The sequence below is a fragment of the Nocardioides sp. S5 genome (assembly GCF_017310035.1).
Lineage (GTDB): Bacteria > Actinomycetota > Actinomycetes > Propionibacteriales > Nocardioidaceae > Nocardioides.
In genome coordinates this window covers 150957-166129 of the sequence record NZ_CP022296.1, presented here as the reverse complement: position 1 = coordinate 166129, position 15173 = coordinate 150957, and the positions used below count along the sequence as shown (strand labels likewise).

The window sequence follows — 15173 nt, the reverse complement described above, 5'->3', positions numbered from 1 at the left end:
CAAAGGCGAATCTCGAGCCATGCACGCCTTGGTCGGGACGCTTCAGGTCGAACGGACGACATGGTATCCAGCAGCCCAATAATGTTGGTGCTCACTGTGCGGCACTCGTCAAGGTGGCGGTAAGCGCCGATGCAGCGGCGCGAATGGTTAAGGAGTGTGCGCCCGGGCGGAACCGGCTGGTCGGACCGGTGAGGCTGAGCGCGGCCATGAGTTCGTTGCCAGGTCCGAATACCGGCGCCGCTACACAATTGATGCCCGGGGCCGACTCCTCGTACTCGAAAGCGACGCCGGACTTCACGACTTGAGCTAGTTGACGACGAAGCAGACCAGGGGCGACGACCGTGTGCGGCGTGCGACGCTCCAACGACCCCGTGAGGACCTCACGACGGAGCGAGGAATCGCCGAAGGCGAGCAGGGCCTTACCGATGGCCGTGCAATGCAACGGCATCCGACCACCAGCGCGAGAGGGTGCGCGAGCTTGACGGCGGCCGCCGATCTTCGCGATGTAGACGACCTCCTGTCCTTCGCGGATGCCCAGGTGCACGGTCTCGTGGGTCCTCTCGTAAAGATCCTGCAAGAACGGCATCGCGGCCTCATGCAGGCTCGGTGCGCCCGCCGCCCGCATCCCTCTAGTTCGAACAACCCGACAGAGAGCCGATAACCCCCTTCGACGCGGTCGACAAGCCCGTTGAGGACTAGCTCGCCGGCGAGACGATGCACGGTCGCCTTGTGAAGGTCGGTACGCCGGACCAATTCGGCCAGCGCCACCGTCTGGTCCCCGAGTTGGAAGGCCCGGGGCCTGACCCCGGTTCTTGGACACGCTGAATCCAGCATCTGGTGCTGGGGAAGCGAGATGATCCGAGAATCATGGCCAGGAAGAACTACTCCGAGGAGTTCCGTCGTCAGGCCGTCGACTTGTACGAGTCCACCCCGGGCGCCACGGTCCGCGGCATCGCCGATGACCTCGGCATCGTGCGCGGCACGCTGCGGCACTGGCTCGAGGCCTACGGGACCGGCAAGAAGACCGCCGCTGACGGGACGCTGACCTCCAGCCCACTGCAGTCCAAGAGCTCGTCCAGGAGCCCGTCGGCGGCGCCCGAGGAGACACCGGAACAGAAGATCGCCCGGCTTCAGGCCCGGGTGAACGAGCTCGAGGTCGAGACAACCAAGCTCACCACCGAGCGCGAGATCCTCCAACGGGCGGCCAAATATTTCGCCGGGGAGACGCGCTGGTGAGTCGCTTCCAGTTCGTCGCCGACAACTCCACCACCTTCGAGGTGAAGCGACTGTGCGAGCTCGTCGAGATCGAGCGCTCGTCCTACTACGCCTGGCTCAAGGCGGCCCCAGCACGCGAGGAGCGCACCCGAGCCGATGCCGAGCTCGCGGAACGGATCAGAGCGGTGCATGCCGAGGACAGCACCCAGGGTGCGCCACGGATCACCGCTGAGCTCAACGACGGCGCACCTGCCGGCGACCGCGTGAACCACAAGCGCGTCGCCCGGGTGATGCGCCTTGAGGGCATCCGTGGCTATGTGAAGAAGCGTCGAGTGCGGACCACGATCCCCGAGCCATCGGGGCAGAAGTACCCCGACCTGCTCAACCGGGACTTCACCGCCGAAGCCCCGAACGAACGCTACGTCGGGGACATCACCTACCTGCCGTTGGCCGACGGGACGAACCTGTACCTGGCGACCGTCATCGACTGCTACTCACGTCGCCTCGCCGGCTGGGCCGTCGCCGACCACATGCGCACCGAGCTCGTCGAGGACGCCTTGAAGGCTGCTGCCGGAACCCGCGGCACCCTCAAGGGCGCGATCTTCCACAGCGACCACGGGTCGGTCGGCGAAATCAACCGGTCGTCGCAACACCTTGAGTTCGGAGGTGTTCGAGCATGGCGACAGCGGACTGGAGCAAGAAGACCAGCGACGCGCCAGAGGAGCTTCGCCGGCAGTGGCGTGCTGACCGGGCGTTGCGGCCAGCGATGCGCTCGCCCGGGCGTCCTGACCCGTCCCGAGCGGTGCAACGGCAGTTCTGGCGGCTGATCGCCACGGGCATCACGTCGGCAGAAGCGGCGCTGGCGGTCGGTGTGTCAGTGCCGGTTGGGACCCGCTGGTTTCGCCACGCTGGCGGCATGCCGCCCATTTCGCTGGCCGAGCCCACCGGCCGCTATCTGAGCTTCGAGGAACGTGAGGAGATCGCCATCCTGCACGCCCAGGACAAGGGCGTTCGCGAGATCGCCCGCGCGATCGGGCGTGATCCCGGAACGGTCTCACGCGAGTTGCGCCGCAACGCTGCGACTCGTGGGGGGAAGCAGGAGTACCGGGCCACCGTGGCGCAGTGGAAGGCACAGCAGGCGGCCAAGCGCCCCAAGACCGCGAAGCTGCTCGAGAACCCGAAACTGCGGGAGTACGTCCAAGATCGGCTCGCCGGCAACGTTCGCCGGCCCGACGGCACGATCGTCACTGGCCCCACACCGGCCCCCTGGAAGGGGCTGAACAAGCCGCACCGTGCCGACCGGCGTTGGTCGCTGGCCTGGAGCCCGGAGCAGATCGCACAGCGGTTGAAGGTCGACTTCCCCGATGATGAGTCCATGCGCATCAGCCACGAGGCGATCTACCAGTCGCTGTTCATTGAGGGGCGTGGTGCGCTCAAGCGCGAGCTGGTCACGTGTCTGCGCACCGGACGTGCGCTACGGCAGCCGAGGGCCCGATCGCAGAACAAGCCCGGTGGGCATGTCACGGCCGATGTGGTTCTCAGCGAGCGCCCCGCTGAAGCCGAAGACCGCGCCGTCCCGGGTCACTGGGAGGGCGACCTGATCATCGGCACTGGCCGGTCGGCGATCGGGACGATCGTTGAGCGCAGCAGCCGCTCAACGATCCTGGTCCACCTGCCACGCATGGAGGGCTGGGGCGAGAAGCCCTACGTGAAGAACGGTCCATCGCTCGGCGGCTACGGGGCCGTCGCGATGAACGCGGCGCTGAGTGCGTCGATCACCAAGCTGCCCGAGCAGCTGCGCAAGACCCTGACCTGGGATCGCGGCAAGGAGCTCTCGGGTCACGCGCAGTTCGCGTTGGAGACCGGCACGAAGGTGTTCTTCGCCGACCCCCACTCGCCGTGGCAGCGGCCGAGCAACGAGAACACCAACGGCCTGCTGCGCCAGTACTTCCCCAAAGGCACGGACCTGTCGCGTTGGTCCGCCGAGGACCTCGAGGCCGTCGCTCACGCGCTCAACAACCGGCCCCGCAAGATCCTTGGGTGGAAGACACCTGCCGAGGTGTTCGATGAGCAACTACGCTCGCTTCAACAACCCAGTGTTGCATCGACTGGTTGAACCCAAGGTCTACTGCTCGAAGGACTACGCCAAGCTCTGCAAGAGGCTCGGCGTCACCCAGTCGATGGGTGCGGTCGGCTCCTCGGCCGACAACGCGTTGGCGGAGTCGTTCAACGCCACGATGAAGCGCGAGGTCCTCCAAGACGCCGCCTGCTGGAGCGACGAGGCGACGTGTCGCCGGCAGGTCTTCAAGTGGCTCGTGCGCTACAACACCCGCCGACGCCATTCCTGGTGCCGCTACCTGTCCCCGTCCACCTACGAGTCCAACTACGCCGCTACGCTGCAACCCGCTGCGTAATCACACCCTGTGTCCAAGATCCGGGGGCAGGGCCCCTCGTTTGCTGGCAGGGTCAGGCAGCACGGTGTCCGCTCCAGCCCACGGGCGCAACACCGACAGCCAGGCAGATGCCCGCGAATCCGGCGGCCACCGGGAGGGGGAACGCTTGCTCATCCCGTACATGCGGCGGCGACGTCACAAGAGAAACCCTATGCCGAACCAGCGGTGAGCCATGTCCCCGCACCCGGCTCCACTTCGTGGGCCACCAGTTCATTGTGGAGGCGCTCTGGTGGTCAGCGCTCAGCCGCACGCGCGATCGCGACGAGGTCACGCACGGCCCCGGCCGGCGGGTTCTTGGTTCCGACCCAGACGGCGCGGAAGTACCGTCGCAGATCGAGGTCCAGTACCGCCACGACGCTCAGGCTCCCGGAATCCACGTCGCGCGCGACGACGCGACGGCACCGCCGGCGCTGATGGCGAGCAGCACGTCCCACTGCGACGTGAACAAGGAAGGCAACCGGTGGACCGTGCCGGTGAGCCTGTCACCGGACGTATCGGGATCGATCGGCAGATCGCCGACGTCGGGGTAACTATTTTCGGGCACACGAACTCCTACCTGTCTCAGGTAGGGACTGTTGGTGGCCTGCCGCCACGGTTGTCGGCGAGCCCCACCGCCATCGTGTGCGCTCATTCTAACCAACTGCGACACTCACCGGCGAACCCGGACACCCCGAACACATCAGCGCGGACCGCCCAGCGTTTGGGATCCCCGACGATCACGCCGAAGGGTCGGGCCAAGTTGGGCCAGGTTGGGCGCAGGAGTGCCCGAACCACACGACCCACCCACCGCGGGGTTGGTCGAACCGACCACCACCCCTTGCCCGTCATGCGCCGGTGAGCTGTACGCCGGCGTAGGCGACCCCCGCGACGAGGACCCATGACATGAGGCCGAGCACCAGCGCGCGGCCTCCGGTGCGCCGCAGCACCGGGAGGTGGATCCCGGTGCCCAGACCGACCAGGGCTGCGGCGAGCAAGACCTCCTGGAGGACCTTCGCGCCGTGCAGGACCGGATCGGGCAGGAGCCCGGTGCTCGCGACGGCGATCGCTGCCAGGAAGCCGGCGACGAACAGGGGAAGCAGCGGTGGGCGGCGCCCCGTCGCCGCCGCGGGGGTGCGACGCCGCAGCGCAACGGCGGTCCCGGCGACCAGCGGGGCGAGGAGCACGACGCGGCTGAGCTTGACGACGACCGCGGTCGTCAGGGCTCCCGGTACGCGGTCGGCTGTCGCCACGGTCTGGCCCACGTCGTGCACGCTTGCGCCGACCCAGCTGCCGAACGCAGCAGGGTCGAGCCCGAGGGGCTCACGAAGCAGCGGGAGCAGCACGATGGCCAGGCTCCCGCACAACGTGACGAGCGCGATTGCGACCGCCGTGTCGTCCTCGTCCCCGCCGGCGACCTCCTCCATCGCGGCGACGGCCGAGGCGCCGCAGATCGAGAAGCCGGTGGCGACGAGCAGGGACCGGGCCGGCGGCACACCCAGCAGCCGCCCAAGCAGGCGCGTTCCGGTGAACGTGACCGTGACGGTGGTGACCACGACGAGGGCACCGCGCGGCCCCAGGTCGAGCAGCTGTTGCAGCCCCAGCTGCAGGCCAAGCAGCACGACGGCCAGGCGCAGGAACCGGTGTGAGGCGACGTGGGTGCCGACGTGCAGGGAGGGGTGGTGCAGCCCGATGTTGACCGCGATCGCGCCGATGACCACAGCAACGGTGGAGGGGTTCACCGCTGGGACCAAGGCATGCACGCCGAACGCGACGCCGGTGGCGGTTGCGACGGCGAGCAACCCAGGTACCGGACTGCGGTGCCCGGGCTCGGGAGTGGGCGGGCAGGACGGGCGGCAGCGGCTGCCGGTGCGGTGTCGGTGGACAGGGGCTTCGTGGGGCGTGGTCACAGGCATTCTCCTTCGTCGGTACTTCCAGCCTGCGCCGGCAGACGGGCGCTCGGTAGACATCCTGGATCGATGACGTCATCCACCGGACTGATGGCGGGCTCTAGAGTGGGTCGATGACTCTCACCCGGGTGCCCGACCTCGACACCCTGTCGCTGCTCCTCGAGATCGCTGCCAGCGGCAGCCTGAGCAAGGCCGGTGCCTCCCGCGGGCTAAGCCAGCCTGCCGTGAGCGCACGGGTGCGCGGACTCGAACGGCTGGTCGGGTTCGCGGTCCTCACTCGCTCGGCCCGTGGCTCGAACCTCACCCCCAACGGTGCACTGCTGGCCGAGTGGGCACGTGGGGTCCTCGCTGCTGCGGACGTCCTCGAGGCGGGCATCGCGTCCCTGCGCAGCGACCGCATCGCGCGGCTGCGGGTCGCGGCGAGCTTGACCGTGGCCGAGCATCTACTGCCGAGCTGGCTCGTCGTGCTGGCCGCCACGCATCCGGACACCGCCGTCAGCCTGACCGCAGGCAACAGCGACACCACGGCGGCCGCGGTTCTCGCGGGCGACGCCGACCTCGGCTTCATCGAGGGCCCCGACCTTCCCTCCGGCCTGTCTGCTCAGGTCGTGGCGACCGACCGGCTCGTGGTCGTCGTCGCGCCCGCTCACCCGTGGGCCCACCGCCGTAGATCGGTAGAGGCTGAGGAGCTGGCCGCAACGCGGCTGGTGCACCGCGAAGCCGGGTCGGGGACCCGCACCGCGCTGGACCGAGCCCTGACCCCGTTCGGCACCCCCACCCAACCCCTGCTCGAGGTGTCGACCAGCAGCGGCGTCCGCTCCGCAGTCATCGCCGGAGCCGGCCCGGCCGTGCTCTCCGACCTGGCAGTGCACGACGACGTCGCAGCCGGCCGCCTAGTCCAGGTCCCCGTTCACGGAGTCGACCTCGACCGCTCGCTACGTGCCGTCTGGCTCACCGGCCAGCGACCGGTCGGCCCGGCAGAGGACCTGCTTCGGCTTGCAGTCCCCGAGAGGCCACGAGCCCGGCGTCTACCCCGGAGCAGAGCGCGAGTTCGTTGAGGATCGCTGGCGCTACCGTGACTCGCGCGAGCTGGTCAACGCGCCACAAACTACTGGTCACAAAGAGCGCGACCGCAGCAGGATCGGCTCGCGGAGCGTGCCAGTGCAGGATCGGCTCGCGGAGCGCGCCAGTGCAGGATCGCTATCCGGGACGGTGTAGCAGCCGACGGTGGCGGTCGGCCGCGAGGCCACGACGGCGTCGGGCAGCTGGTTCACGGCACGAGCATCGCCGACGCCGCCATACGAATCTGCCCGACCGGGCAGGGGGCAGCGGCTCAGGAGATCCGTCGACGGCCCCGGTGCTGGGTCGTCCCCGACGCACAAAGCGCGTCCGCGCCCGAAGACGACCCACGCACAGTGCGCAACCGCACTGCGGCTCCGTGGTGGTTCAGCGCTCGCCTGGCTCTGCGACTAGAGCTACGGCTCGCGTCCACGCTCCGCTGCCGCACTCAACCTTGATCGGGAACGCGAGGATGGTGGCCCCGATCGCAGGCACCGCCGTGAGGTTGGCCAGCTTCTCGATCTGCAGATAAGGCTGCTCGATGCCAGCGAAGTGCGCGGGCCACAGCGCCGCCGGATCGCGCCGCTGCTGCCACTCCGCGCCGATCAGCGGATATGGCCGGTCCAAGCTCCAGGCGTCGGTACCGATGGTCCGCACGCCACGCTCGAGCAGCGCCAGCACCGCTTCACGTCCCAGACCACACCCGGTCTCCCAGAACTTCTCATCACCCCAGAGCCGCTCCGCGCCCGTGTAGAACGCCACCACAGCGCCCGCCTGCAGATCGGGTGCGATGCCCGCAAGGCGCTCGACCACTTCGTCTCGGCCGATCAGGTGCCCGGTGGGCAGGTCCGACACGTCCACCACCACCAGGTCACCGACGCACCACGAGAGCGGCACACGGTCGATGGTGGCGGCAGGTGCACCGCCTGCTGTCGGCGCGTAGTGCCACGGCGCGTCCACATGGGTACCCGCGTGCGTGGACAGCCGGTGCAGCATCTCACCGGCGAAACCCCGTCCGCCTGGCAGAGCCCCACGTGGGATGCCGAACATGCCCTCCCACACCTCGGCGCCTTCCTCATGCGTCTGTGCCTCCAGCCACGGGGGTACCGGCTCGCTCGGCGACGGTCCGAGACGGTGTGTCAGGTCGACGAGGCGAACACGGTGGCCCAACAGAGAAATCAGCTCTTCCACCGGATCATCGTCCCAGCCCTACGCTCGCCTCGGGCTGCGCACCTGCTCGAGATCCTGGTTGCGCCACCTGCCCCGGCCGAGTCGCGTCACCAAGCGTTCGCGAAGAAGCACACTCACATGGCCGCGATCCGTGCATCTGGCGACGTGCGTCTTTATAGCCGCCATCGACGCGGTTGCCCGCCCTGTCAAAGTGGCCGCCATGGACGACGACCTCGATGAGCGACAAACCGTCGACGGCGTGGCTGTCCTCCCCACCACTGCCGATGCGGTGTCGGCATCCGTCGCCTGTGCTCGGGCATTGGGGCTGCCAGCCGACGATCCCAAGGTCATCGCCGAGGGCTACAGCGTTCGCGTACGACTCAGGCCCGCACCAGTAGTCACCCGCGTCGTGACCGTCGGGCGCGCACTGCGCCCACACCCCCTGCCCTGGCTCGAACGTGAAGTGCTCGTCGCCCAGTTCCTCGCCGCCTCGGGCGTACCTATCGTCGCCCCGTGGGAGGACCCGGGGCCCCACATCGCAGAGGGACTGGAAGTGTGCCTGTGGCACTGGACCGAACACGACTCCCGCGAAGTATCAGCCGCCGGCTTCGGCGCGATGCTGGGACCGTTGCACGACGCACTGGCCCGCTACCCCGGTGACCTGCCCACCCTGATCGGCCCTCTCACCGACATCTCCCCGGCGCTGGCGATCTCATCAGATCCGACCCTCCATCGCGCTGCCGCCGAGTTGGTCCCCTTGACCCGGTCCTGGCCGGCCCGTCCCCTGCATGGAGACGCCCACACAGGAAACGTGCTCATGACGCCGGACGGACCACTCTGGACCGACTTCGAGGACGTGTGTGTCGGGCCCGTGGAGTGGGACATGGCCTCGATGACGATCACAGACGACGCATTGGCCGCCTACCCCGGCCCATCGACCGGACCCGACTCTCCGACTGCCGTGACCTGCGCCGTCTGCAGGTCCTCGCCGGCCTCCTGGTCGGGAACCACGACGACCCTTCGCTCTACGAGACGCTGGTCGCGCACCTCGACCGACGCCTCCACGACTGATCCGGCCTGCGAGGGAGGGCCGACTGGTCGAAGCCTTCGCGGTACGACGGCCAGGCCGGGCTGCCGCTGCCGCGTGCCGAAGCGGCCGAGCCCTGCGACGACCGCAGGTACGAAGACGCGGGAGGCCGCCGCGCCCAGCTCATGTCAGCCGGGTGACGACCGGTTGCCGGTGAGGGATGGGCTCGCGGAGCGACCCGGTGCGGGATCGTCATGGGGCGCTCCGTTTCGGAGCATCGCAGACCGTTCGTGTTGTGCACCCCGCGCTCGCGCCACCAATGGTGCGGCGTCGGTGCGCAAGGTCGGCCTCGTGGGATGTCGTTTCCCGTCGGGTGGTAGGTCGTGACCAGAATCTGACCGTCGAGGACCTTGTGGTCGATGAGGTCGAGGTCGGTGGAGGCGATGTCGGTGAAGGCCCAACTCCCGACCCGCAGGTCCCGGGAACAAGGGGAAGGTGACCAGCAGCAGGTTGTCGACGAGGGATGCGTCGATCAGTTGGCGCACAAGCGTCGGACTGCCCACGGTGCGCAGTGGAGCCGACGACGTCTCCTTGAGTCGTTGGATTTCGCCTCTGAGGTCGTCGGCGACTCGTGCGGTGGGCCAATCGAGGTTGGTCAAACGTTCGGGAGAACACCACGGTCTCTCGGTTGACCATCTTTTCGTACTCATCGTCCTTGGCCTCGTCAGGACGCTCGTTCAACGTCTCGTAGGTCGTTCGTCCGGGGCAAGTCGCGGCTAGGACGCGGCGAGTTTCGCTGCTGCGATCACGCCAGTGAGCTGGGCATGCATGGCGTGGAGGTCATCGAGGCTCATGCCGAGACGTTGGACGACCTCGATGGGCACCTTGAGCGCTTGTTGCCGCAGCGACGTCCCCTTCGAGGTCAGCGTGACGGCCAGCGACCGCTCGTCTGCGGGGTCGCGCCGGCGGACGATGAGGTCTGCTGCCTCGAGGCGCTTGAGGAGACGAGACAGGGTGCCGGCATCGACATCGAGCAGGCGGCTCAAGTCGGTCACCGACAGCGGTTGCTCACCCCACAGCGCCAGCATCACCAGGTACTGCGGGTGGGTGAGCCCCAATGGTTCAAGGACCGGTCGGTACACCGAGATGACGGTTCGAGAGGCGACTGCCAGCGCGAAGCAGACCTGACGTTCCAGCGCCAGGGGGTCGAGGTCCTCAATGCGAGATGGATTGCATGCAGCTTCGGGCATACCCGTAGCCTACCAACCGTTGTTCTAACAAGGGATGTCCCACCAAGCATTGGAGAAGCATGAGCCGCGCTACCGCCCTGGTCACCCCCGACTGGCTCGAGCCGCGCCTCGGCGACGACGGCATCGTCGTCATCGAGGTCGACGAGGAGACCAACGCCTACGACGTCGACCACATCGCCGGCGCCATCGCGTTGAACTGGCGCACCGAACTGCAGCACCCGCACAGCCGCGACGTTATCGACCGGGTAGGCTTCGAGAAGCTCCTGAGCGACAAGGGTGTCGCCACCGACGACACCGTGGTCCTGTACGGCGGCAACAACAACTGGTTCGCCGCCTACGCGTACTGGTACTTCAAGCTCTACGGCCATTCCGACGTCAAGCTGCTCGACGGCGGCCGCAAGACCTGGGAGCTGCAGGGCCGACCCCTGGTCGCCGACGAGGTGACCCGACCGGCCACCCACTACGTCGCCCGCGACGCCGACCAGAGCCTGCGGGCCTACCGCGACGACGTGGTGGCGGCTCTCGGCACGGGTACCACCATCGTCGACGTGCGGTCCCCGCAGGAGTTCTCCGGTGAGATCCTCGCGCCGGCGCACATGCCCCAAGAGCAGCCACAGCGCCGAGGACGCGTCCCCGGCGCACTCAATGTCCCGTGGTCGCAGGCAGCCAACGACGACGGCACGTTCAAGTCCGACGACGAACTGCGGACCCTCTACGGCTCCGCCGGCGCCCCGCTGGACGGCACCGAGACGATCGTCTACTGCCGCATCGGCGAACGCAGCGCTCACACCTGGTTCGTCCTTCACGAGCTGCTCGAGCAGCCTGCGGTGCGCAACTACGACGGTTCCTGGGTCGAGTACGGCTCCCTCATCGGCGTACCGATCGAGATCTGATCGCCACCACCGACTACCCACTGGGAAGAAACCCCGCCATGAGCAGCTCCACCCCGCAAGAGTCGCGGCCCGCCAAGCGCCGCAGCCACCTCCTGGACCCCAATGCACCCCGTCCCGTCTACGACCCCGACGCCGAACGCAAGCTGATCCACGTACAGCAGTGGGTCATGTCTACGCTGGCCGTTATCACGTTCCTGCACCTGGCGGCCGGCTTCATCCTCGGCGCCTGGGCACTCGACGACCCGGGGCCGGGCGCCGTCATCGGCCTCAACGTCCTCGCCGGGATCGTCGGAGTCATCTCGATCGCAGCCGCGCGGGCGATCCACCACCGCCGCATCCTGTCGTGGTGGCTCCTCCTCGGTGCGCTCATCACGCCCCTAGGGCTGTGGCTGACCGGGTCCTGAACTCACGAGCCGTTGCTAGGGCGCGGCCCGCCGCGCCATGGACCCTTGATGAATCCCGCCGCCTCGGGCGGTCATAGAAAGTGAACCCCATCTTGGGAGGGTGGCGTGAGCATGGACTGGGTACCTCTTCACAGCGCTGGCGAGCCCCAGCTGGCGACTCAACCAAAGGCTTCTCGTCCTCTTGGCGCTTCGGGTGCGGAGGTCAACACATGCAGACGGTGAGCGGGGTACAGCACGCCGGCGAGGTGCTTGCCCTCTTCACCAGTGACGCCCCGAATGGGGTGCCGCCGGTGTCGGGCGAGCGCTCGGAATGTCGAAGTCTCATGCCCATCGGCTCCTCGCGACGCTGGCTGGGATCGGGCTCCTCGACAGGGTGAACTCGAGTGGCCGCTTCCGGTTGAGTTGGGTATGGCTCTCCTACGCATCTGCGGTGCTCGCCTCGGACCGGCTCGTGACCGCGGGGATGCCCGTCCTGCGCAGGCTGGACCAAAGCTTTGGGGCCGAGTCGATGATGGCCGTGTGGCGCGATGGTGCGGTCTTCGGCCTGCGGTCACGAGGCATGCGAATGGTGACCAGGATCGAGCTCAAGGACTGCCCGTTGGTGGGGTTGGTGCTGATGGCAGGCTTGACCGACGACGAGGTAGACGCAGTTGTGGCCTCAGAGCACGTCCGCAACGGATTGTTCGGCCGCGCAGATGTGCACTCCTGGGTGCGTCATGTCCGCTCCGGAGGGGTACTTACCAGGACCGCCGTGCAGGATGGCGGCGACTGGGTCTGCGCCGCCCCCGTCCTGGACGGCGGGCAGGTGGTCGCCGTCGTCGCTGCGTCATGGCCTGCAACATCCCTTGCATCGGACCACCTGGCCGCGCTGGCAGTGAAGAAGGCGGCGCTCAGCGTCACGTCGTCTCTCGGACGCGGCGCGAGCCGACCCAGAGTCGACCTCACGCCCCCGGGTCGGAACGGGAGATCGCCGTGCCATCAACTCGGGTCTCCCGACGCCCGGTAGACACGAACATGGTCGATGGTGAACGAGACCGGGAACACCACGTCGGCCGCGAGGGCGCCTCCGAAGTTGCCGCCGACGGCGAGGTTCGCCAGCAAGAAGAACGGGTGGTCGAAAACCCACTCATGGGGCGCGACATCGGTCGGTGAAGCTTGATGAAATGCTGCGCCGTCGACCGCCCAGACGATCTTCTGCGGTGACCACTCCACCGTGAACTCGTGCCAGTCCTCGGCCACGGGGCGGCCGATGTCGAGGAAGCCGTTGAACGACTCCCCACCTGCGTAGCCGGGGCCGTGAATCGTCCCGAAAACTTGGTCCGGCTCCCGACCGACGAACTCCATGATGTCGATTTCGCCAGTCTGGGGCCACCCGACCTCACCGAAGTCGGCGCCGAGCATCCACAGTGCCGGCCACGAGCCGGACCCAGCGGGCACTTTGACTCGGGACTCGATACGCCCGTAGGTGAACTTCTGCTTGCCCGCTGTGATCAGCCGCGCCGAGGTGACGGTGCACGGGCCGTACCAGCATTTCAGGTCGGTCGTGGCCGGGTCGACCTCTCGCGCCGTGATGACCAGGTGGCCCTCCCCGTCGAGGGCGGCGTTGTCTGCGCTGTCGGTGTAGTACTGCAACTCCTCATTGCCCCACCCGCTACCGCCGATCTCGTGGCTCCAATACTCACCATTGGGCGGCGTGCCAGCGTCCCCCTCGAAGTCGTCACTCCACAACAGGGTCCACGGGTCCTGGGCCGAGCCGGAAGTTGAGGCCGAGCCGGAAGTTGGGTCGGGCTCGTCTTCAGTCGTGGCGTGCACAACAAGTGAGCTCACCAGAGCCACCAGCACCGCCAGGAACTGCCACAGTCGGCGCGCACGGGTGCCACGACCTAGAGCAGGTCGTGGCACCCGTGAGCCGAGTGTGTCTAACCGGCACTCGGGCCAACGCCGCCACCGGGCGACGACGCGCTCATGGCAAGTTCGCTGCCCTCACTGCACGAACCACCCGGAAGTCGCACCCTGCCCTCGAGGCGGATGTCTGCCGAGGACGCCCCGACCGACAGGTTCACCGGTCCGGCAGGCATAATCCAGCGGCCGTCGTCGGTATCCCAATAGGCGAGCGACTTGCAGGCCAGCTCAACGGTGACCCGCTTTCGCGACTGTCGCTGAATGTCGACCCGCGCCCAACCTGCCAGCTGGGTCACCGGCGTCCCGACACGTCCAGGCAACCCGCCCGCATACACCTGTGCCACTTCCACGCCTCGGCGCTGCCCTTGATTCCGGACAGTGAAACTGGCCCTGACCGTGCCGTCCTCGACAGCGAGCGCGAGATTGCGGTAGCGGTAGCTGGTGTACGAAAGGCCGTAGCCGAACGGGAAGAGCGGCGTTGCTCCCGCAGCCGCGTACCCGCGGTATCCGACGTCGACGCCTTCGGTCAGTTCAACGTCCCGGGTCTCCGGGAACAACAGTGAGTTCCGGATCCCCAACTCGTCCGTCGCCTGGGTCTCCGTAGCGGGATGGCCGGCTGGACGCCTGTGGACGTGCTCAGTCGACACACCTCCGCCGGTGCCATGGCCGAGGGGCGGCGCCTCGACCTCGACAACCGATCGCGCTCTGAGGGCGAGGTGCGGACAGTAAGCCGATCGGGTCCCAGCACGCCTGCCGGGACCCGAGCACGGTCCGTGTGAGCCTCAGTTGTGGCGATCAGGACGCGAGGAGTTCCTTCATCGTCTCGATCTCGAAGGCCTGCGTCTTCTCGATGGTCTGGGCCAGGTCGACGGCGCCGGGGTTCTCGCCGTCTGCCTGCTCGGTCTGGGCCATCTCGATTGCGCCCTCGTGATGCTCGATCATCATCGACAGGAACATCTCGTCGAACGCCGACCCGGACGCAGACGCCAACTCCTCCATCTTGTCGGACGACATCATGCCCGGCATGTCTTCCATGCTGCCCGCCCGCCGTGGTCCATGCCACCCATGTCACCGCTGCCGGTGTCGGGGACGTCCTCAACGCCTCAGCCACGAGCTCATCTTCTCGGTCTCGGGCTCTTGGACGGCACTGATGTCCGCGGCGAGGTCCTTCACCCCTTGGCTCTCGGCGTCGGGCCGGAAACTACCGATTCGCTCGGTGTGGTGAGGGATTCGCCCTCGCTTCCGATCTCAGGATACCCGTCCAGTACCGAGTAGCACGGGCCCAATGTGGACCGTAGGTGGTACCGGGTCGAATCACTCAGGCGAGCTCGGAGACAAGATCAATGATGTGACGCAGCAGCGGGACCGCGATCGACTGCTCCTCGGCGGTGAGGGATGTCCAGGCCACCGCCAACCGGTCGGCAACCAGGCCGCGCTTGGCGGCCAGGAGTTGCTCCCCGCGCTCGGTGAGCGTGAGTACGCGTCGGCGTCGATCGTCCACGGCTGGGATACGGCACAGCAGGCCGGCCGCTTCCAGCCCGGCGGCCTGTTGGGTCACCGTGGGTTGGCTCAGCAGCGTGTATGCCGAGATGGCGGCGATGCCCTCGCGACCACAAGCCTGCACGGCGTCCAGCAGTACCAGCTGTGGCACGGTGACGTCCTCGAAAAGCGGCTGCAGTCGGCCCCTGGTCCGCCGAGCGACTGCGAGCAGGGCCAGCACCGCATCGGCGAACTGTTCCCCGTCAGTCGTCGTCTGGTTCCGTGTACGGTCAACGCCGACCGCTTCGCCATCAGCACCCATACGCGCTCCCCTAGGTCGATGCCGCCGACTGACAGGACCGGCCGTCCAAGGCGGATCAGCAGTCGCGTGTGCCGTCACGCTACCGGCCGCCGCCGGCGGCTACCGCTCAGCAA

13 protein-coding genes and 4 pseudogenes are annotated in these 15173 nt (G+C 67.8%); 7 read left to right on the top strand and 10 right to left on the bottom strand.

The annotated features are described in order from the left end of the window. Positions 1-91: 91 nt before the first annotated feature. The gene (locus CFI00_RS00850) at positions 92-586 is read right to left on the bottom strand and encodes an IclR family transcriptional regulator (RefSeq protein ID WP_242532617.1); all 495 of its coding nucleotides are present in this window, start codon (positions 584-586) and stop codon (positions 92-94) included. A 143-nt stretch (positions 587-729) separates the two neighbouring features. After that, positions 730-834, bottom strand: a pseudogene (locus tag CFI00_RS23435) (hypothetical protein); the annotation flags it as partial. Positions 835-867: 33 nt separating this feature from the next. Between CFI00_RS23435 and CFI00_RS00845 the strand changes: the two are divergent. From CFI00_RS00845 to CFI00_RS00830, 4 genes and pseudogenes are all read left to right on the top strand, one after another. Beyond that, positions 868-1841 (top strand): annotated as a pseudogene (locus CFI00_RS00845) (IS3 family transposase); the annotation flags it as partial. Positions 1842-2131: 290 nt separating this feature from the next. Further along, positions 2132-3331, top strand: coding sequence for an IS30 family transposase (locus tag CFI00_RS00840; RefSeq protein WP_207082267.1), 1200 nt, complete (start codon positions 2132-2134; stop codon positions 3329-3331). A 7-nt stretch (positions 3332-3338) separates the two neighbouring features. Then, positions 3339-3629 (top strand): annotated as a pseudogene (locus CFI00_RS00835) (integrase core domain-containing protein); the annotation flags it as partial. A gap of 236 nt (positions 3630-3865) precedes the next feature. After that, a complete protein-coding gene (locus CFI00_RS00830) occupies positions 3866-4198 on the top strand; it encodes a hypothetical protein (protein WP_165354436.1) in 333 nt (110 codons plus the stop codon). Between the two features lie 294 nt (positions 4199-4492). Here the strand turns inward: CFI00_RS00830 and CFI00_RS00825 are convergent, their stop codons facing one another. Further along, the gene (locus CFI00_RS00825; RefSeq protein ID WP_224275779.1) at positions 4493-5560 is read right to left on the bottom strand and encodes a putative sulfate exporter family transporter; all 1068 of its coding nucleotides are present in this window, start codon (positions 5558-5560) and stop codon (positions 4493-4495) included. A gap of 107 nt (positions 5561-5667) precedes the next feature. Between CFI00_RS00825 and CFI00_RS00820 the strand changes: the two genes are divergently transcribed. Further along, positions 5668-6612, top strand: a complete 945-nt coding sequence (locus tag CFI00_RS00820; protein WP_129478277.1) for a LysR family transcriptional regulator — start codon at positions 5668-5670, stop codon at positions 6610-6612. A 57-nt stretch (positions 6613-6669) separates the two neighbouring features. On the opposite strand, the gene CFI00_RS00815 is transcribed toward CFI00_RS00820, so the two are convergent. From CFI00_RS00815 to CFI00_RS00800, 3 genes are all read right to left on the bottom strand, one after another. After that, positions 6670-6828 (bottom strand): hypothetical protein, encoded by a 159-nt coding sequence (locus tag CFI00_RS00815; protein ID WP_207083450.1) that lies wholly within the window; start codon positions 6826-6828, stop codon positions 6670-6672. Between the two features lie 172 nt (positions 6829-7000). Beyond that, complete coding sequence (locus tag CFI00_RS00810) at positions 7001-7804, bottom strand: cyclase family protein (protein WP_084622976.1); 804 nt, start codon at positions 7802-7804, stop codon at positions 7001-7003. Positions 7805-9586: 1782 nt separating this feature from the next. Beyond that, complete coding sequence (locus tag CFI00_RS00800) at positions 9587-10060, bottom strand: MarR family transcriptional regulator (RefSeq protein WP_207083448.1); 474 nt, start codon at positions 10058-10060, stop codon at positions 9587-9589. A gap of 59 nt (positions 10061-10119) precedes the next feature. On the opposite strand from CFI00_RS00800, the gene CFI00_RS00795 reads away from it, so the two are divergent. Both CFI00_RS00795 and CFI00_RS00790 read left to right on the top strand, forming a co-directional pair. Continuing rightward, positions 10120-10953, top strand: a complete 834-nt coding sequence (locus tag CFI00_RS00795) for a sulfurtransferase (protein ID WP_129475681.1) — start codon at positions 10120-10122, stop codon at positions 10951-10953. Positions 10954-10991: 38 nt separating this feature from the next. After that, a complete protein-coding gene (locus CFI00_RS00790; protein ID WP_129475683.1) occupies positions 10992-11357 on the top strand; it encodes a hypothetical protein in 366 nt (121 codons plus the stop codon). Between the two features lie 978 nt (positions 11358-12335). Here the strand turns inward: CFI00_RS00790 and CFI00_RS00780 are convergent. The 4 genes and pseudogenes from CFI00_RS00780 to CFI00_RS00765 form a co-directional block, all read right to left on the bottom strand. Beyond that, positions 12336-13193 (bottom strand): glycoside hydrolase family 16 protein, encoded by an 858-nt coding sequence (locus CFI00_RS00780; protein WP_207083447.1) that lies wholly within the window; start codon positions 13191-13193, stop codon positions 12336-12338. Between the two features lie 83 nt (positions 13194-13276). Further along, positions 13277-13816: a fibronectin type III-like domain-contianing protein gene (locus CFI00_RS00775; RefSeq protein ID WP_207083446.1), complete on the bottom strand. Its 540-nt coding sequence runs from the start codon at positions 13814-13816 to the stop codon at positions 13277-13279. Between the two features lie 238 nt (positions 13817-14054). Further along, positions 14055-14297, bottom strand: a pseudogene (locus tag CFI00_RS23965) (DUF305 domain-containing protein); the annotation flags it as partial. 280 nt (positions 14298-14577) lie between these two features. Beyond that, positions 14578-15060 carry a MarR family transcriptional regulator gene (locus CFI00_RS00765; protein ID WP_129478242.1) on the bottom strand — a complete coding sequence of 161 codons (483 nt, stop codon included), beginning with the start codon at positions 15058-15060 and terminating at the stop codon, positions 14578-14580. Between the last annotated feature and the right edge of the window lie 113 nt (positions 15061-15173).

Excerpts from the sequence above, each read along its gene's own strand:
- CFI00_RS00850 (WP_242532617.1), bottom strand. The coding sequence starts at position 586 with ATGCCGTTCTTGCAGGATCTTTACGAGAGGACCCACGAGACCGTGCAC.
- CFI00_RS00840 (WP_207082267.1), top strand. The coding sequence starts at position 2,132 with ATGCCGCCCATTTCGCTGGCCGAGCCCACCGGCCGCTATCTGAGCTTC.
- CFI00_RS00825 (WP_224275779.1), bottom strand. The coding sequence starts at position 5,560 with ATGCCTGTGACCACGCCCCACGAAGCCCCTGTCCACCGACACCGCACC.
- CFI00_RS00820 (WP_129478277.1), top strand. The coding sequence starts at position 5,668 with ATGACTCTCACCCGGGTGCCCGACCTCGACACCCTGTCGCTGCTCCTC.
- CFI00_RS00800 (WP_207083448.1), bottom strand. The coding sequence starts at position 10,060 with ATGCCCGAAGCTGCATGCAATCCATCTCGCATTGAGGACCTCGACCCC.
- CFI00_RS00795 (WP_129475681.1), top strand. The coding sequence starts at position 10,120 with ATGAGCCGCGCTACCGCCCTGGTCACCCCCGACTGGCTCGAGCCGCGC.
- CFI00_RS00790 (WP_129475683.1), top strand. The coding sequence starts at position 10,992 with ATGAGCAGCTCCACCCCGCAAGAGTCGCGGCCCGCCAAGCGCCGCAGC.
- CFI00_RS00765 (WP_129478242.1), bottom strand. The coding sequence starts at position 15,060 with ATGGGTGCTGATGGCGAAGCGGTCGGCGTTGACCGTACACGGAACCAG.